Raw genomic sequence first — 16,689 nt, forward strand, 5'->3', positions numbered from 1 at the left:
AACCGTATTTAGATACAGAATACAATTGTTATGATGTAACATAACAAAGAGAAAGTAATGAAATTTAAAATCTCCCTTTTATGCTTAGGTATCTCTTCATCTATGCACGCAAATGAAATCGAACACATAGAGATAAAAAGCGACATAAAAGACTATTCCCCCATAAACCAGGTTGCTGTAGGTAAGTCTGTATTGTCTGGTGATCTTTTAGAGCAACAAAAAGCAACAACATTGGGTGATACGCTTTCACAAATACCCAGTGTTAGTGCCAGTTTTTTCGGCTCTTCGGCAAGTCGGCCACAAATTCGTGGGCAAGGAGGCCAACGAGTACTGATCACCAGTAATGGCATGCCTATTCGTGATATGTCAGCGGTGAGCGACGATCAACTCATACCTATTGAGCCTTTTTTTGCAGAATCGATCACGGTACTTAAAGGCGCTCGTGCAACAATTCCTTTTGGTGGTGAAGCCATGGCAGGGATTGTTGATATAAATGATGGCCGTATTCCCTTACAACAAGGTATTGAAAAAGAAGACAAACTTGAAATTCAAACGGGCTACAATGCCCCGTCCTCTGTGCTTGGCACCGCAAGCGGTCAAGAACACGACTTTGCGTATAACGTTAACCTTCTTTATCGCGAGCAGAGTGATTATAAAGTTCCTCATACTAGCAAAGCAGCAGACTGCTCAAATTGGGACTCGTTGGTTTTAAATAGCCAACAGGTAAGCCAATGCCAAGTTTCTTTGGCAAGACCGACATGGGAGCATGATGGCACTCAGTTTGTTGATGTCACCCCTATTGAGCAGCAAATAATTACTCATCAACTCGCTAACTCTAAAAATAAAGTAGTCAATTCAAGTTATTACCAAACAAACTTAACTTTTGGTGGCAGTCAGCGATTTGACGATGAGCAGTTATTTGGCATGTCTGTGAATTACAACTCCGCAAATAGGGCAATACCGGGGTTTGTTCACATAGCCCGTCCAGCAGTGCATTCACACGATGCACAACAGACTGAACAGTCGGGAAATATTCGTATTTACTCATCTCAATATCGTATTGATGCACTTTACCAAAAACATTTTTCAGCTAATCCATACTTAAATGAGTTCAATATAAAAGCGGTGTACTCAAAACAGCTAGACGACGAAAATCTCGACGAGAGCAGCGTGAACACATTCGTTTTAAAAAACTGGCAACTTAGTCCAACGTTAAATTATCAATTTACAGAACAATTCGCTGGTACATTCGGACTCGTTGTCGATAGAAGTGAAAAACAAGGCAGTGGCAAAAACAATTACCTACCCGACATTAACGCTAAACGCCAAGGTGCATACATACTGCAAGATGCAGTAATTGGGCCTGTTTCGTTGCAAATTGGAGCACGCTACGAAAAAGTCAATTACACGCCAACTATTAACGACCACTATCAGCCCGGACGAGGTCAAGGAGCAGCCATAAAAGATAATGAGTTTGAGCTGTTTAATCATTCATTGTCTGCAAATTGGGATATTTCTTCGTTTTGGTATGTCGATGCAAGTACGACCCATGCCGAGCGCGCCCCCGGTATCAATGAACTGTATGCAAGTAACCCACATTATGCACTGTTAATTGAAGAGCAAGGTAATTCAAGCCTCGAAAAAGAAGTGAATAAAGCGCACGAAATTGGCACAGGTTTTCACTTCGACAACCTAAGCCTGACTGCGAGTTGGTACAAAAATAACTACGATAATTATATTTACCTAGGCAGCACAGGAGTATACAGAGGAGGTGTGTATGTTAAAGAATGGCGTCAAGCAGATACCTTAAATAAAGGCTTCGAAGTTGAGCTCAACTATACACTCAACACGCAAAATTTAGGCGATTTCACCTTTACTGCGTATGCTGACGAAACAAAAAACACACCGGTATATCAATTTGACGGAAGCTATGACCCTTTTACACCAGAGGCTTTTTTTAACCCTGATGAAGCCCAAGAGGCAGAGTATTTTCGCCGTCGACTCGAAGGAGATAGCATTCCTCGCACGCCTGCCGACAGCTATGGCGCAGCAATTCATTGGCAATTTGAAAATATAAAAACCACGATTGATTACCAACACAGCAAAGCGCAAGAGCAGCTTGCAAAGTTTGAACACGCATCACCAAGCTACTACAGTATGGGCATGAACATGCGTTACGCAAATTCACTTTTGGGATTTGATAATGAGCTGTTTATAACTATAGACAACCTAACAAACCAAGAAATACGCCCACATCAAAGCTATTTACGATATTTAGCCCCGCAGCCAGGTCGCAGTATTGCCCTCGGTATACGCACCGCACTATAACAAAAAAGGGCCACGTATTTACACGTGGCCCTTATAAATTCGATTCAGAAACAATCTATTCAGCGATTATAGTCTCACTGTATTTGTGCTATTTCGTTGAATATCACGAATGCCATCTCGGCCTTCTTTTTCCATTGCTGCAATTTGTTCTGGAGTACGACAAACACGCTTAGGTATATTGCTACCCGTTGGCTTTTCCATTTTACAAATTAAACCATCATTACTTGCTTGTTCATCACTTGAACTCGCACAACCGGTCATTAACACGGCTAAAAGAGCAACACTTAAAAACTTCATATACTTCCCTTTTTTTAATTAATTTAGCGCTCGATAAGAACATATTATTATACTACAGGCATAAAAGTACAACATTATAGGTACAAAACCCGTTTTAATGCGGTTTTTTCACGCCATATCGCACCATATCTTTACCATTCTCGTATACGTCATGACTAACATACCGACCCAGTAATAGTTGATGATTATCATCAAGAACAGCGACAAATGGGCGACCATCACTGTTATTTGTAGCCAAGGCGACCCCTGCTACATTTTCAAGGCCTAAGCCACCATTTTCGACAAGACGTAAAAATGTCTCTAATTCATCTAATGTTTCGATTACATCATTATCATTAATCATCTTAAACACTCAGTGATTGCTAATAAAGCTAGCATAACAGGATTAAAAATCGGGTGCGAATGACTGTAGATAAATAACATTCAAACATGTCGTTTTTTTGCAATATTTAAATCTATGCGTTTTCTAAACTGGCCCTAAATTGTTATTTAAGGAACCGTTATGAAACGTGCTAATTATCTTTCTTCATGCCCCGTGCTTATAAAGCACCTTATTAACCAAGAATCATTAATTAAAAATGCTGCCGAAGCGACTTTCGGCTTAACAATATGGGAGCTGATAAAACTGAGGGTATCGCAGCTTAATCAATGTGCTTTTTGTATTGCAATGCATACTAAACAAGCACGCGAGTATGGCGAATTACCTAATCGCATTATTGGTTTAAGTGCTTGGCAAGACATGCCGCTTTATACTGAGCATGAGCGCCTTGCGTTAAAACTGTGCGAAAAATTGACACAAGCACAACCAATTGATGATACTTTCTATCAAACACTGACTGACGCATTTTCAGCGCAAGGGCTTGTTGCATTAACAGTTGCCATTAATGCAATTAATAGCTGGAATCGTATAGTGAAAACATTTAAACCTGATGTCGAGTTTAATGAATAATCATTTAACACTTGAGCTCATGACGCCACAAGGTGACATAGCCGAAATTATTCAAGCTATCTGGTGTGCTTCGGCGCATTCAGAGGGTGACCAATGGCTCGCGTGCGATGGGGCAACTGGGGTTATTTTTCCTGTGGCTGGTGAGCTTTTTCTTGATGATCAGCCAGTCGCCCTACCCTATGCTTTTCAGCAAACATCGACACATGCATCAAAATTGAGTTTTTCAAAAGAGGCACGATTTTGCGGCATACGTTTTAATCCCACAATACTGCCGCAGCTGCACGCCACAACACATTCTTTAGTTAACGTTGAGTCACTCAATACAATAGCAACAGGCCTTAAAAAAGACCCAAGCCTTAGTGCTTTTGTGGCTCTTTTAAGCGAGTACTTAACCCTACCCAAAGTGATTAATCGCGGAACTGAGCACTCTAAGCACTTAATTCGTAACCTAATTAATTTAACCCCACTCGAAACCGCCTATCAGCGAGCACCACTCAGTCAAAGACAACTTGAACGACAAGTTAAAAACCAGTGCGGAGTAACACCTAAGTATTTTGAACGCATTTATCGCGTAAAAATGGCTAAACAAGCCATAAAAGATCACCCTTCTATGAGTTTTGCCGATATAGCGCAAGCGTGTGGCTTTACCGATCAGCCGCATTTTATTAAAGAGTTCAAAGCGATTATGCACATTACACCTGCCAAGTACCGAAAGCTGCTTTCAGACTCACAGAGTAAACAAACAAAACTGATCCTAAGATAGTTGCACGCACGCTTTTTTGTCTGAATGTAGGCAATAGCGGCACTGAACGATTTTATTTGCGCTGGGCTTTTATCCATAGGATAGTTAACTTAGTCTAAAAACTTGCTGTAACTTAACAGGATAACTATGAAAAACGTTTTACTTGCTACCAGCCTTATTGCCTCATCATTTACTGCGTTTGCAGCAGAGCTAACTGTTGAAGAGGTTCGTATCGAAAAAGCGACAAAAGCCATGCCAACAGTGTTAGCTGCTTTTTCGAAAGAGGTCTCGCAATTTGAAAAAGACTGGCAGGCGGTGTCGAGCTACCAGCAAGCAAGTGATCTTATCGATGATTATTCAAAACAACTTTGGCGCAATGCAAAAGCACGTATCAGCAAAACAAATAGCTTTGATGACCGCGAACTATATTGGGCACGCCTCCTTTCAAGCAAAGTGATGCGTACCAGCAAACCACAGTTTGCCATCACAGACAGCGAACAAACCGCATTATTAATCATGCTTGAAAATGGCAGCCGTGGTCGCACCGATCTTGATTACAGCAAAAAAACCGACAAAAAGATCTTAATTACCGGCTTTGATCCCTTTTTACTTGATAAAAACATTAACCAAAGTAACCCATCGGGTGTGGCAGCGCTTTTGTTAGATGGTCAAGTGATTAGCTATCAAGGTATTAGTGCCGAAATAAACACGGTAATGGTGCCGGTACGCTATGAAGACTTTGATCAAGGTATTATTGAATCATTACTTGCACCATATTATGCGCTGAATAATGTTGATATGATTGCTACGATCAGCATGGGCAGTAAAGATTTTGATCTTGAACGCTTTCCGGGTAAACGCCGTAGCGTCACTGCGCCAGACAATGCGAATATAGTGTATGGCGGTACTGCAACTGCACCAAAAATATCACACCTTCACGACCGCCCATTGCCGGGTAATGAATTTGTGACTTTCAGCCTACCTGTAGAGCATATGCAAAAAGCGAAAGGCCCATTCACAATCAACGACAATCATAAAGTGGTCACTCTTGAAAAAGCATTTGAACCACAATCACTGAAAGAGCTTGAAGGTGCAATTGCGGTTAAAGGTGGCGGTGGTGGCTACCTATCAAACGAAATTTCGTACCGGAGTATTCGCCTACGCGATGAGCTTAATTCAGACATTCCAACGGGTCATATTCATACGCCACGTATTGCACAATTTGAGCCCGAAACAGAAGCCAAAATCGTTGCACAAATAAAAGCCATGCTTGAACAGAGCTTAGTCGCACTGTAATAAACTTGCTCAGCGCCTGTGAAAAACATTCGCTGAGCAATAAAACGGGTTCTTAATCTATTGAGGGCCCGTTCCTCCATCTACTTGGCTACCCAAAGTATTTGCACTGTCTAATCGATATGGGTAAAGCTGCACATCACTAAAGACCGTTGCACCACTATCACGATATTGATCTGTTGCTGAACGTCCTGTGTAAATGTTTCCTGAGGCACTAAAATATCCAGAGCCTTGATTCCAATGAGGCTTTGCTGAGTTTTCAAAATAATTGTTCTCAACAAGTACTTCAGCACCATCACTCGCACTAATTGCAAAATAAGTAATGTTTTTCCAGTAATTATTAAACATATGAACGCGTGAATTATAGCCATCTATTTTAGGGTTTCGCCCTGCTGCTGTATCCCAAAAATTGTGATGAGCAGTCACCTGAGAGTTTCTGAATAAATGAGTGTACCAATGCTGATTAGCGCAAACTTGGGTGTTATAACCATAGAAGCGATTCCAACTCAGGGTAATATTCTGGCTATTATCAATATCGATATAGCCATCACTTATTTTGTTAAAGGCCATATGATCAATCCAAACATGGCTACTATCATCAATTGAAATACCATCGCCCGCTTCTACAAGTGCAGGATTAATGTTTTCGAGCATGACGTTTTTAATAATAATATTTCGTTGCTTGCTTATAACGAGGCTGGCACCCACTATTTTTGAGTTTTTACCTAAACCTTGTAACGTTTTATTAGACTGAACAATAATACGGCGTTCATTACGCGTCACGTTTACCGGTGAATTTGAAGAGCTGCCCAATTCACTACAGCTTTGATTCCCAACAGGCACTCGGTACCATGTTTTACCGTAATCGTTCCATTGACCACAGTCTAAGGGACATGCCTGCACAGTTCTGTTACTGGTCTGGCAGTTAATCGTCGTGTTATCAGGTATGTGGATCACCGCAGGAGATGTCGAGCTTAACGCCGTATTTAACGCGTTACAGCTTGTTACCGTAATAGGTGTTGCATTACCGCCACCCGTGGTTGTTGATAAGCCATCTTGGCCTGGTTGTGCAGCAAATCCCACTAAATTACTTGGCGTTGGTTGGCTGCCGCCGCCACTGCTGCTGCCACATGTTACATCAACAGGATTTATGAACCATCTTTGAGAACTGACACCTGCGTCATCATTTTGATAAACATTAGCCGCATTGTTTGACCCTGCCACAGTCAGTGACTTATTAGTTAGCTTATTCGTAATATTAAATCCGCCTGATGACGATGCTTTAAGTTGCCAGCGTTGATTTGCGCCCTGCCAATCATCATAAACAATAACGTTTGCTCCATTAGACTGAGACGAATCAAGCACATCTAACACTTTATTGTTGTACTTAGAGCGAATAATCCAATAGCCATCACTCTCTTTAATAAATTGAAACTTTTGATTATTGCCCCCCCAATAGTCATACGTTATGACATTAGGTGCAGCTCCCGAATCAGTCGTATTAATATCTAACGCTAAGCCAGAGCCTCGGTTAATAACAGAATACAATTGACCCGATTCAGGCATAGCATTGCAATCTTCAGCCTGCACTGAATAACAGGATAGCGCTCCTAACAAAGCAAACCCCCACTGCAGTAGTGAAGTTTTTTTAGATTTTTGTGTCACTTTATACATAAAACAAATCCCTTCTCTAATAGTATTATTAAATTACATATTTGAGCGTTAAGATTAATTCAAATGTAAAAAATTAAAAACTAAGATGTATAATCTTTGTAAACAAATGTATAAATAGGGAGAACCTACCGCTACAAAAAGGCGTGTTTTTATAATTATATTAAAGCAATAAAGATTATAAAATTAGCGACTTAACACACAACAATTTCGGCCTTGGGCTTTTGCCTGGTATAGCGCTTCATCAGCCTGCTTAAACAGTGTATTTGAGTCAAACGGCTGTGATACAGCTTTACTGGCAATGCCAATCGATAATGTTACAAATTTAACGTCCTTTCGCCCCTCATGCACAATGGCAGCAGACTCTATTGCTTTACGAAGTGTTTCAGCGACAGCGAGTGCTGCTTGCGCATCAGTGTTACTAAGCACAATAACAAACTCTTCGCCGCCATAACGTGCAACAAAGTCAGTTCCTCGTTTTGTAAATGCTTTTAGAACTTGAGCCACTTTACAAAGCGCTTTATCACCTTGGTCATGGCCGTAATAATCATTATAAAGTTTAAAGTGATCGATATCAGCAACGATCAACGACACGTTTTCGTTTATATTCTCAGGGTCATTCGCAAGCGTTTCTAAGTGAGTATCCAGCGCACGACGATTTGCCAAGCTTGTCATCGCATCGGTGTTGCTTATATGCCTTAACTTTTCGTGTCGCTCTATAATTTCTGCTCGCTGAGTTTCAATTAGCATAAATAGCTCATTCATCCCCCGACCTAACTGATGAAGCTCATTGTCGCCTTTATATTCTGCGCGCACAGTGAAATCTTTATGATTAAGCGCACTGCTCACCGACACAAACATTTCTGACAATGGCCGCAGTAACTGCTGATTAATATATAAATAAAACAACATAAATACCGAGCCCGATATAAGCAGCCCCGTGATCAAAGAACTGTCAAATAAACTTCTATCATAGGTGCGTTCACGCATTGGAATAGACAAAACAAATAGCAAGTTAGCGTGTTTATCTTGCACTCCTATATAAAGCTTTTTGTCATGCTCTATCGGCGTATTAACGGTATTTTCATGGCCAAAAAACGACGTGATGTACGCATTTAAAGCCTGTGCTTTTTCACCTTGGTAATACGTAATATCGTCAGCTAAGCCAGGGGTGAGGTTTTCAATAAATTCTTTATCAATAAAGCTCCACAATAATAGCGTTCCAACAGGAGAACCTGTTCCATCTGATTTAGTCACGTTATAAGCAACCGTCACCGCAGGTAATTCATTAATTTTTAAAAAGTGAATTTTAGAGGTCATGGCTTTTGACTCTGCGATGATCTCTTTAGGTAAAATAATTAAATCATTGTCTAAAAGGTGTTGGGGTACTTCGAGTATGTCTGGTGAGTAAGGTTGATAATTATTATCAAAGCTTCCTCCGCCAATGATCGTCGCGTTGGTGTCGTAAAGATACCAGCCATTAACGTCTAAACGCTCAAGTGCATCCGCTATTACATAATCATTGTTGAACCACGCTGTACGGCGGTTTTTGGCTGCATCGTACATGCTATCCCATGCTGCACTATCGAATACCATTTTCGATAACGCATCTATTTGCTGTTGAAGCTGAGATTCAACTCGCTGGATGTCTATCCGATCATTTTGTTTAGCCATCATTTCAAAGGTAGGCAATATCCAAAAATGCCGAATAATCGTTTGCGCACTAAGAATAGCGATGCAGGCTGCTGTAAAAGCCAGTAATAATTGCTTTCTGAGTTTTGTGCCTATCACCATAAAATAGTATGCCAAATTGTAAAAAACGAAATTAGTATTAAAAATTATAACGCTGTTTCGTGTGTTTGCTTATCAAGTTGCAATAAATCAGTAAATTAAACGCGTTCAAACCATAAAGGTTTGACCTTAAAAAGGGAACGTAACAATTGAAACTAGGTAATCAATCGTGGAGTTTTTTTGGCCTTAAACATACAAAAACAATCGTCGAAAAGCTGTTAATACACGGCAATAGACGTAGTTAAATGCACTGAAAAAGGCGTCGTTAAATACACTAAAAAGCCCTGTATGAGTACCTTGTATGAGTGCCCTTTAGGTGAACACTTGAGGGGTATTTTTTAAATGGATACACACGTTTGCATTAAATAATTGCAAAAAAAATCAACAAAAATAAAAGGAGGAAAAACTCACTCATCTACTCAGCAAGCTCAGGTAAACTTGAATTTTGCACCTTATCATTTTGTTTTCTAAACTCATTTGGGATCACGCCCACGATGCTTTTGAACACACGATTAAACGTAGCCAAAGAAGAAAAACCACTTTCCAATGCAATACTCAAAATGCTCCAGTGCCGTGCTTCATCTTTTAGTAATAAGGCCTGAGCATGCTTAACCCGATACTGATTAATAAATAAATTAAAGTTAGCTACTTTGTAATAATGTCGAATTGCGCGACTTATTTTGTACTCTGGCACTGAAAGGGCTTGCGCAAGATCTGAAATTTTTAAGTTACTTTGTAGGTATAATTGCTGCTCATTAATCAATTGGTTTATCCCTTTAATGAGCTTTGGTGATATATCCATTTCCTCAAATGGCTCATCAACTTTAACACGATTCACTTCATCGCTTGTTTCGCTTTCAGTTTGATTACAGCAATGCGTTTTATCTCTACTTTGTAAAACCATGACAACCTGCATTGCTAACACAATTAATAAGGCAGAAGAAGTAATGATAAACGGCTCGTATGCTTTGATATCGGCTTCACTAAACAGGAATTTAGGCAGAATGCTGGCATTAAAAACGGCAAAAGCGTAACTACTAGCAAAAATAATTGCCTGTAATTTTTGGCTTTCATTTTTTTGTTTATAGCCCCTCAATGCTTCCCAAAATGACAGCACAAGAATACTGGATGACAGTAAAACTGTTATTTCATTCATGCCTTGCTTTAAACGCCACATTTGCTGGCTATCGGGGAAAGATAAAGCGTCGATACTGACTAAGTAATGCCACGTTTGGTTGAACATAATCAGCCCTGCAATAGACACTGCAACTGCAATATGAACACCTGATATAGGCTTACTTTTACGAAATAATGTTCGTGATACTAGCCAAGAAACATTGCACGTTGCACACGTAAATAATCCAATTAAATAGTGATAGACGCCAATCGTAGGAGCACTGAGCTTTTGCACTCCCACCATACACAGCGAGCCGCAAAATATCGCAAATAAATAATGAATAAGCTGCTTATCGTTTTTTAATGCATTAACCAGCATGAGCACCATACAAACAATCACAAGGAAGTAATAGGAGGAATTATTTTGCATAGCCATTTATGCCTTTAAAAAGAGTGTGCTTATTCAATTATCGAGCGTTACACGTATCTTACAAACTAACTTTCATCTTAGCAAAAAGACTTTGTTAGTGAATGTGTCTAATTAATTCAACACACAGGCAAAAATTAACACGATTTCATTGCTCAAATTTCGAATTTGAGAAGAAATTAAGCTGCAGCCCTTTATATTTGAGGCATTATAAAAATGAAATGGAAAGAGACATGGCTCCCCATACAACAACACACACCCCTATTAACCTACTCGAAACAAGTAAAAAACTCTGGTTTATTTGCTTACTCCTTGCGCAAGCCTGCTTTGTGACTTACCTGATCCTCGGTTATGCAGTAACAGGTATTACTCATGGTTTATCACAGTGGACTCGCCTGAATAATACAGCGTACATAGCAAATGATATGACCGGTAACGTCATGTACGCTGCTCATGTTTTACTGGCTGTTATTATGATCATCGGCGGGAGTTTGCAATTAATCCCCACATTAAGAGCAAAATATAAAACATTTCACCGCTATAATGGCTATGTGTTTGTTATATTGGCGTGTTGTATTTCACTCGCAGGATTGTACTTAATTACAGTAAGGGGAACTGTTGGTAATACACTGATGCATGCGCTCACCATGTTTGGAGGCTTATTGGTCATTGTATCGAGCATATTTGCAGTAAAAACGGCTAGAGCGCGTAATATCCATGCTCATCAAATATGGGCTATTCGTTTATACCTTGCTGCTAATGGCGTGTTATTTTTTAGGCTGATGATTTTTGCATGGTTTATCGTATTTGGTTCACTGGGAATAGATACCGCCACTTTCACCGGACCGACGGTCATCTTTATTAGTTTATGCTCCTACGTGTTCCCTATTTTAATTGCCGAGTTAGTGAGATATGCAGCTAAAAAAACCTCACATAGATTAATAACACTCACTTGTGCCTGCTTAATGTTACTGATATCTGCGATATTTTTGACCGGTTTATTCGGCGTAGTCCTCGCAAGCTGGTACCCCGCTATCGTTGCTTAATATAAATACAACAAAGCCACCTAATTAGGTGGCTTTGAATTTAGCGTAATGCTCATTAATACAACGCAAATAACGGTCTGCCATTTTCGTCATAGTTAACTTCCATAACACGCGCATGTCGATTTGGATCATAGAGTGGATCTTTAACAATCTCTTCAAGCGGACGCGTGTCGGTTTTTGGCACAACACTTGGTTCACCCACTGCGTGTTCGTAATCACGAGCATGGTAAATACACAAAGGTGTTTTATCGTCTTCGGCCACCGTAAAACAGTTATGACCCGGACCAAATATTCTCTTTTCAACACTTGTCTCAAGCACCGGCATACGCGTTTTTGTCCATGAATTGCGGTCTAACAGATCGCTGTTTTCATCGGCTTCCATGTAACCCATGCAATAGCATGCACCTGTTGCACTTGCAGAAAAAGCAATGAATATTTTACCGTTATTTTTAAGTACGGCAGGACCTTCGTTAACCCAAAAATCAACACGCTCCCAATCATAGTCAGGCGTGGTCAGCATAAACTGTGTTGTTTTTAGTTTTATTGGCGATTCCATTTCCGCTAAATACAAGTTTGATGCAGCAAATTGACCACCCGTTTTTTCTGCCCAACAGCAGTAACGCTTGCCGTTGTTTTCAAAAATTGTGGCATCTAATGAAAAATCGGTAAATGACTTATCGTCGCCATCGGCTGCTTGCATCATACCTAGCTCAACCCATTCATCATTTAATGGATCTTGGCCTTTACACTCAAGAACATAAGGACGTAATGCCCAAATATCGTCTTCTTGGCTGGCTGCAAAATAGATATACCATTTACCATCAAGATAATGGATTTCAGGTGCCCAAATATGACGGCTCATAGGGCCGCTGTCGTGCTTGAACCAAATATCAAACGTTTCTGCGTCTTTTAACCCTTCGAGAGTCTGTGATTTTCTAAGTTCAATACGGTCGTAGGTTGGTACAGAGCCAGTAAAATAATAAAAACCATCATTGTGCTTATGTACAAACGGGTCGGCACGCTGCTCGACTAACGGGCTATTTGTTTTTAATGTCATCTTGAAACCTGATCGTTAAATTTAATTTGTATTATTTTATTACTTTTAAGTAAGAAAACAAATATAACATCATTTTTAACAAACAGTGAAAAGAATTGTTGATAAGCGACCGACCTCATAAATGATACAAGCATGACCGACTCTCGACTCTGCGCACACCTTAAACGACATAAATAGCATAGTAACTTTTTTGCTGAATAAGCAACAAACCATTAGTTGCACTTATTCTGAAAACGAATTAATCCTGCAAAATATTGTTGGCCTCGTTAAAGCTTAGGTATAATCACTTTTTCGACTGAATTTTGGTTTTTAAATGAAAAAGCTTTCTAAAGTACAACAAAAACAACAAGCGCTTGTATTAAACGTTGCCGATGCCCTTGAAATTCAAGGCCGCGCAGAGCTTGAAGGTATGGTGCAATGCTGGTTTGATGTTGAATATCACTTATTTCCTGGCTCATTATTGCTTTGTTTTCAGTTCGAAAACCAACAAACACTCGATGCTGCAACCCCAGAATTATTAACGTGGCAAAAGCGCCTAAGTGGCGCAATGCTAAAAAAAGGCGTGATTTTAAAAGACATGCGCAGGCACTTAGTATTTACCCTAAAAGGGCCTGATGATTAATCGTTAAAATATAATACCGGTTACAAGGGGCAAGCCTATTAGTCCTTGTAAGCAGAGTAAATTCACGCCTACGATTAAATAACAACGTGCTGCAATAATCGTAGGCGTAACTTTAGCCGTAAAGGGCTTAGCTTAGCGCCAACCTCGTTAAAAGGTATATTTTAAGCTTAATTTATAATTTATTGGCTCGCCTGGCTGAGTCCAAATAGCAGAATAAGAGTTGGCGTAATATTTTTTATCCAATAAGTTATTTACATTAAATTGTATGCTTACATCATTGTTCACATGATATTTTGCAAACATATTTACTAAAGTGTAAGAAGGTAAATAATAAGTAGGATCAATGGTTTCACCTAGCCTTTCACCAACATATTGTACAGCAAGTCCAACCGTTGCATTTAAATCGACTAGGTCGTTTAAATCTCTTTTTATTTGAGCATTAGCACTGTGTTTAGGAATATTAAGTAACGGACTCCCCTTTGGCAGTTTTACCCACCAATCAGGATTAACAGTGTCGTTTGCTGTTTTGGCATCTGTGTAGGTATAGGCAAAATCGAATGACATACTGTCTGTAATGTCACCGTGTAAATCAAGCTCAACGCCATCACTTGTCACTTCACCTAACGCCGTTGATACACCTGCTTGCAAGTCTGTTGTTAACATATTGCTTTTTTCAGCACTAAATACTGTAAAACTACCACTGACACTATCGGTATTAAACTTGATACCGGCCTCGAAAGAAGCGGTTTCTTCAGGCTCAAATGCATCGCCGTTACTGTCGTAACCACTGTTAGGTCTGAAGCCTTCAGAATAACTCGTGTAGTACTGCAGGTTGTCTGAGTGGGCATACACTAAACCTACACGCGGGCTAAATGTACTTTGATCACTTTTAGACTGCTTCAGATTAATATGATTATCTATTTGCTGATCAAACCAATCAAAACGACCACCTACTTGTACTTTCCATTGCTCACTGACATCTATTTGATCTTGAATATAAACCCCATAGCTATGCTGTACTTCAGTGCTGTTATATAAAAGTGACCCTTCTGGCGCTGTTTTTCCATACACAGGGTTGTACATGTTAATGGCATAACGGGTATCTTCCAGTGTAGGACGGTATCGATACCACAGTTTATCAAAGTCGAACTTGCTGGCATCTGCGCCAATTAATAAATGGTGTGTAAAACCAGCGAGCTCAACACTCCCGCTAAGCTCTGTTCGCGCAGAAAGATACGCTGTTTGAAAGTCGCGTTGATTATGCTGCCGACTTAATGTTTCGCCATCTTTAAAATAAACTTGTCTACTGGGTGCCAGTTCGGCATCACTTGATTCACTTAAAAATTTCGAATCACTGTAACTAAAGCCATTCAAAAGAGACCATTGTCCAATTTGGTGTTCAAAAGTAAGTTGATGAGAAATAGCATCAACCTCTGTTGGCTTGTCACTGGGTTCACCTAAAAAAGTCTCAATGGGTAATGAATCAATTTTTCCATCAATGGCAACAATACCGCGGTCAAAGGTTGTGCTTTGATCGACATACTCAAGTTCATAATTTAACTTTGATGTGTCTGAAATTAACCATAATATTGAAGGAGTAACCACCCTTTTACTTGACTCATGGTAGTCTCGGAAACTTTCACCATCTTCGACAGCCCCATTTATTCTAAAAGCAACGTGCTCTGAAAGCGCGTTAGTATAGTCGGCTTCTGCACGGTAATTTTGCCAGCTTCCCCCCGTTACTTTTACATAACCCTGCTGTGCAAACTGTGGCTTTTTAGTAATAATATTAATTGTACCGCCTGGCTCAGAACGACCATAAAGCGCAGACCCCGGTCCTTTCATTACTTCTACGTAATCAATATTGCTCGTATCACGCGTACCGCTGAAGCTTCTCCCAGATGAATAACCATTAATTAAAAAGCCTGACGGAATACTCTCATCACCGACTAATCCACGAATAGCAAAGCTTTCCCATAAACCGCCAAAATCATTTTGCTCAGCAATACTTGGGGTTAAATCAAAGATATCGGTGAGCGTGTTCACACCCGCATCATCAAGACTTTCAGTAGAAATAAATTCAACACTTTGTGGTTGTTCGTTCAGAGGAATGTCCCCACGGAACGCTTGCCTAACACCCGATACAGATATTTTCTCTATATTCGGTGACGCTGTTGTTGCATAAACAGTAGGAGTTAAAAGAGTGCTAATAGCAACTGAAAGGGCTGACAAGTGGTATCGGTTAATTATAGTCATTCTATCTCTTGGGTATAAATACAGCTTAATCGGTTAGGTTCTTACTCAAATAGTGTCAATAAAACCCATAAGATACTGCGTTGAGTGAAGGTAAACTTACAGGTAAAGGCACGCTTATGAGTATGAAAACAACAACCATTATCATTTAGATAGATGATAACTAAACATAATAAAAAGTGCCACCCCCTTCCATATAAATATTACAAAAGTATTGAATGACTAAATTAAGGGGGTTGTGAGGACTAACGAGTGAATTTTTTAAAAACCTTGCGCACATCGCAATTTTACAGCGACGATTAAGCAACAGGCCATTGTAATCTTGGCATAACTGGCTTTCGTCGTGGGGGTTGTAATTCGGTATTTATAGTTGCTTACAGCTTTTCAATCGCCTGCTGTTTCACATGTTCAACCAATTCAGGGAAGAAAGCTAAAAACACGGCGTCTAAATCATGGTAATGACGGGCAATGTCTTCAGCTGCACCCGCAAAGTTATTAGCAAAGCGAATGCGTCGTGCAATGTTATCGAGCGCAAGACCTACTCCATCGAGAGTTTCGTATTCCTTAAACCAGTCGTTTTCAGTCATGCTTTTTACAACATGCTGCATACGCACAGGCATCATGTCGCGTCGCGCATTTAAAAGCGAATAACTCATGTGTTTAAAGTCATGCAATGGTTGGCTATTAAAACGCGACCAATGTTGAATTAAAAAATGATCAAACGCCACATCAATTGCAACACTGGCAAAGCGTTTACGTGCAGGTGAAAAGTACTGTTTGGCCTCTTTAACGAGTGGATGCGTATCAGTAAATTTATCAACGAGGTAGTGATTTTCAAGGCCAAACTTAACGGGCTTAGGTAACTGCGCCAAATGCCTACGCCCACCAAAATCTCCCAGCAGATTGCCAAAATGCGAATCAGCCGTTGGTTTTGCTAAATATAGATGAGCCAAGTAATTCAACGTATTCTCTAAGATAATGTGTTTGTGACAGTTTAAAAGATAACTGGCTGTAGAATCTAGGGTGAAGGCTAAACGCTAAAGTCACAAAATGCGGATTAAGACTCTTTGGCGCTAAATAAATTTCACGGCTACAAA

General features: G+C 40.0%; 14 protein-coding genes. 6 read left to right on the top strand and 8 right to left on the bottom strand.

What is annotated here, in order from left to right:
- Nucleotides 1-57 precede the first annotated feature (57 nt).
- Complete coding sequence (locus GZH31_RS11650) at nucleotides 58-2,328, top strand: TonB-dependent receptor (RefSeq protein WP_180311018.1); 2,271 nt, start codon at nucleotides 58-60, stop codon at nucleotides 2,326-2,328.
- A gap of 66 nt (nucleotides 2,329-2,394) precedes the next feature.
- Here the strand turns inward: GZH31_RS11650 and GZH31_RS11655 are convergent, their stop codons facing one another.
- Nucleotides 2,395-2,625, bottom strand: a complete 231-nt coding sequence (locus GZH31_RS11655; protein WP_036966724.1) for a hypothetical protein — start codon at nucleotides 2,623-2,625, stop codon at nucleotides 2,395-2,397.
- A 94-nt stretch (nucleotides 2,626-2,719) separates the two neighbouring features.
- Nucleotides 2,720-2,968 (bottom strand): hypothetical protein, encoded by a 249-nt coding sequence (locus tag GZH31_RS11660; RefSeq protein WP_036966721.1) that lies wholly within the window; start codon nucleotides 2,966-2,968, stop codon nucleotides 2,720-2,722.
- 159 nt (nucleotides 2,969-3,127) lie between these two features.
- On the opposite strand from GZH31_RS11660, the gene GZH31_RS11665 reads away from it, so the two are divergent.
- The 3 genes from GZH31_RS11665 to GZH31_RS11675 all read left to right on the top strand — a co-directional run bounded on the left by GZH31_RS11665 (nucleotide 3,128) and on the right by GZH31_RS11675 (nucleotide 5,612).
- Complete coding sequence (locus GZH31_RS11665; protein ID WP_036966718.1) at nucleotides 3,128-3,574, top strand: carboxymuconolactone decarboxylase family protein; 447 nt, start codon at nucleotides 3,128-3,130, stop codon at nucleotides 3,572-3,574.
- Nucleotides 3,567-4,337, top strand: coding sequence for an AraC family transcriptional regulator (locus tag GZH31_RS11670; protein ID WP_180311019.1), 771 nt, complete (start codon nucleotides 3,567-3,569; stop codon nucleotides 4,335-4,337). The genes GZH31_RS11665 and GZH31_RS11670 overlap by 8 nt, the downstream gene beginning before the upstream one ends.
- A gap of 126 nt (nucleotides 4,338-4,463) precedes the next feature.
- Nucleotides 4,464-5,612, top strand: coding sequence for a hypothetical protein (locus tag GZH31_RS11675; RefSeq protein WP_180311020.1), 1,149 nt, complete (start codon nucleotides 4,464-4,466; stop codon nucleotides 5,610-5,612).
- A 57-nt stretch (nucleotides 5,613-5,669) separates the two neighbouring features.
- Here the strand turns inward: GZH31_RS11675 and GZH31_RS11680 are convergent, their stop codons facing one another.
- The 3 genes from GZH31_RS11680 to GZH31_RS11690 all read right to left on the bottom strand — a co-directional run bounded on the left by GZH31_RS11680 (nucleotide 5,670) and on the right by GZH31_RS11690 (nucleotide 10,617).
- Nucleotides 5,670-7,283, bottom strand: a complete 1,614-nt coding sequence (locus GZH31_RS11680; RefSeq protein ID WP_180311021.1) for an RICIN domain-containing protein — start codon at nucleotides 7,281-7,283, stop codon at nucleotides 5,670-5,672.
- A 183-nt stretch (nucleotides 7,284-7,466) separates the two neighbouring features.
- Nucleotides 7,467-9,074: a diguanylate cyclase gene (locus tag GZH31_RS11685; RefSeq protein ID WP_180311022.1), complete on the bottom strand. Its 1,608-nt coding sequence runs from the start codon at nucleotides 9,072-9,074 to the stop codon at nucleotides 7,467-7,469.
- Between the two features lie 412 nt (nucleotides 9,075-9,486).
- Complete coding sequence (locus GZH31_RS11690) at nucleotides 9,487-10,617, bottom strand: AraC family transcriptional regulator (protein ID WP_257473659.1); 1,131 nt, start codon at nucleotides 10,615-10,617, stop codon at nucleotides 9,487-9,489.
- Between the two features lie 230 nt (nucleotides 10,618-10,847).
- Between GZH31_RS11690 and GZH31_RS11695 the strand changes: the two genes are divergently transcribed.
- Complete coding sequence (locus GZH31_RS11695) at nucleotides 10,848-11,660, top strand: DUF2306 domain-containing protein (protein ID WP_118844514.1); 813 nt, start codon at nucleotides 10,848-10,850, stop codon at nucleotides 11,658-11,660.
- 55 nt (nucleotides 11,661-11,715) lie between these two features.
- Here the strand turns inward: GZH31_RS11695 and GZH31_RS11700 are convergent, their stop codons facing one another.
- On the bottom strand, nucleotides 11,716-12,717 hold the full coding sequence (locus GZH31_RS11700) for a family 43 glycosylhydrolase (protein WP_075593783.1): 1,002 nt from the start codon (nucleotides 12,715-12,717) through the stop codon (nucleotides 11,716-11,718).
- A 313-nt stretch (nucleotides 12,718-13,030) separates the two neighbouring features.
- Here GZH31_RS11700 and GZH31_RS11705 point away from each other — a divergent pair, with 313 nt between their 5' ends.
- The gene (locus tag GZH31_RS11705; RefSeq protein WP_036966705.1) at nucleotides 13,031-13,339 is read left to right on the top strand and encodes a hypothetical protein; all 309 of its coding nucleotides are present in this window, start codon (nucleotides 13,031-13,033) and stop codon (nucleotides 13,337-13,339) included.
- A 147-nt stretch (nucleotides 13,340-13,486) separates the two neighbouring features.
- Here the strand turns inward: GZH31_RS11705 and GZH31_RS11710 are convergent, their stop codons facing one another.
- Complete coding sequence (locus GZH31_RS11710; protein WP_180311023.1) at nucleotides 13,487-15,595, bottom strand: TonB-dependent siderophore receptor; 2,109 nt, start codon at nucleotides 15,593-15,595, stop codon at nucleotides 13,487-13,489.
- 371 nt (nucleotides 15,596-15,966) lie between these two features.
- Complete coding sequence (locus tag GZH31_RS11715) at nucleotides 15,967-16,554, bottom strand: ACP phosphodiesterase (protein WP_180311024.1); 588 nt, start codon at nucleotides 16,552-16,554, stop codon at nucleotides 15,967-15,969.
- Nucleotides 16,555-16,689 lie beyond the last annotated feature (135 nt).

This window comes from Pseudoalteromonas sp. JSTW (genome assembly GCF_013423925.1).
GTDB classification, from domain to species: Bacteria; Pseudomonadota; Gammaproteobacteria; order Enterobacterales; family Alteromonadaceae; genus Pseudoalteromonas; species Pseudoalteromonas lipolytica.

What these genes read in the sequence shown, in the direction of transcription:
- GZH31_RS11650 (WP_180311018.1), top strand. Translation starts at nt 58, where the DNA reads ATGAAATTTAAAATCTCCCTTTTATGCTTAGGTATCTCTTCATCTATG.
- GZH31_RS11655 (WP_036966724.1), bottom strand. Translation starts at nt 2,625, where the DNA reads ATGAAGTTTTTAAGTGTTGCTCTTTTAGCCGTGTTAATGACCGGTTGT.
- GZH31_RS11660 (WP_036966721.1), bottom strand. Translation starts at nt 2,968, where the DNA reads ATGATTAATGATAATGATGTAATCGAAACATTAGATGAATTAGAGACA.
- GZH31_RS11665 (WP_036966718.1), top strand. Translation starts at nt 3,128, where the DNA reads ATGAAACGTGCTAATTATCTTTCTTCATGCCCCGTGCTTATAAAGCAC.
- GZH31_RS11670 (WP_180311019.1), top strand. Translation starts at nt 3,567, where the DNA reads ATGAATAATCATTTAACACTTGAGCTCATGACGCCACAAGGTGACATA.
- GZH31_RS11675 (WP_180311020.1), top strand. Translation starts at nt 4,464, where the DNA reads ATGAAAAACGTTTTACTTGCTACCAGCCTTATTGCCTCATCATTTACT.
- GZH31_RS11680 (WP_180311021.1), bottom strand. Translation starts at nt 7,283, where the DNA reads ATGTATAAAGTGACACAAAAATCTAAAAAAACTTCACTACTGCAGTGG.
- GZH31_RS11685 (WP_180311022.1), bottom strand. Translation starts at nt 9,074, where the DNA reads ATGGTGATAGGCACAAAACTCAGAAAGCAATTATTACTGGCTTTTACA.
- GZH31_RS11690 (WP_257473659.1), bottom strand. Translation starts at nt 10,617, where the DNA reads ATGCAAAATAATTCCTCCTATTACTTCCTTGTGATTGTTTGTATGGTG.
- GZH31_RS11695 (WP_118844514.1), top strand. Translation starts at nt 10,848, where the DNA reads ATGGCTCCCCATACAACAACACACACCCCTATTAACCTACTCGAAACA.
- GZH31_RS11700 (WP_075593783.1), bottom strand. Translation starts at nt 12,717, where the DNA reads ATGACATTAAAAACAAATAGCCCGTTAGTCGAGCAGCGTGCCGACCCG.
- GZH31_RS11705 (WP_036966705.1), top strand. Translation starts at nt 13,031, where the DNA reads ATGAAAAAGCTTTCTAAAGTACAACAAAAACAACAAGCGCTTGTATTA.
- GZH31_RS11710 (WP_180311023.1), bottom strand. Translation starts at nt 15,595, where the DNA reads ATGACTATAATTAACCGATACCACTTGTCAGCCCTTTCAGTTGCTATT.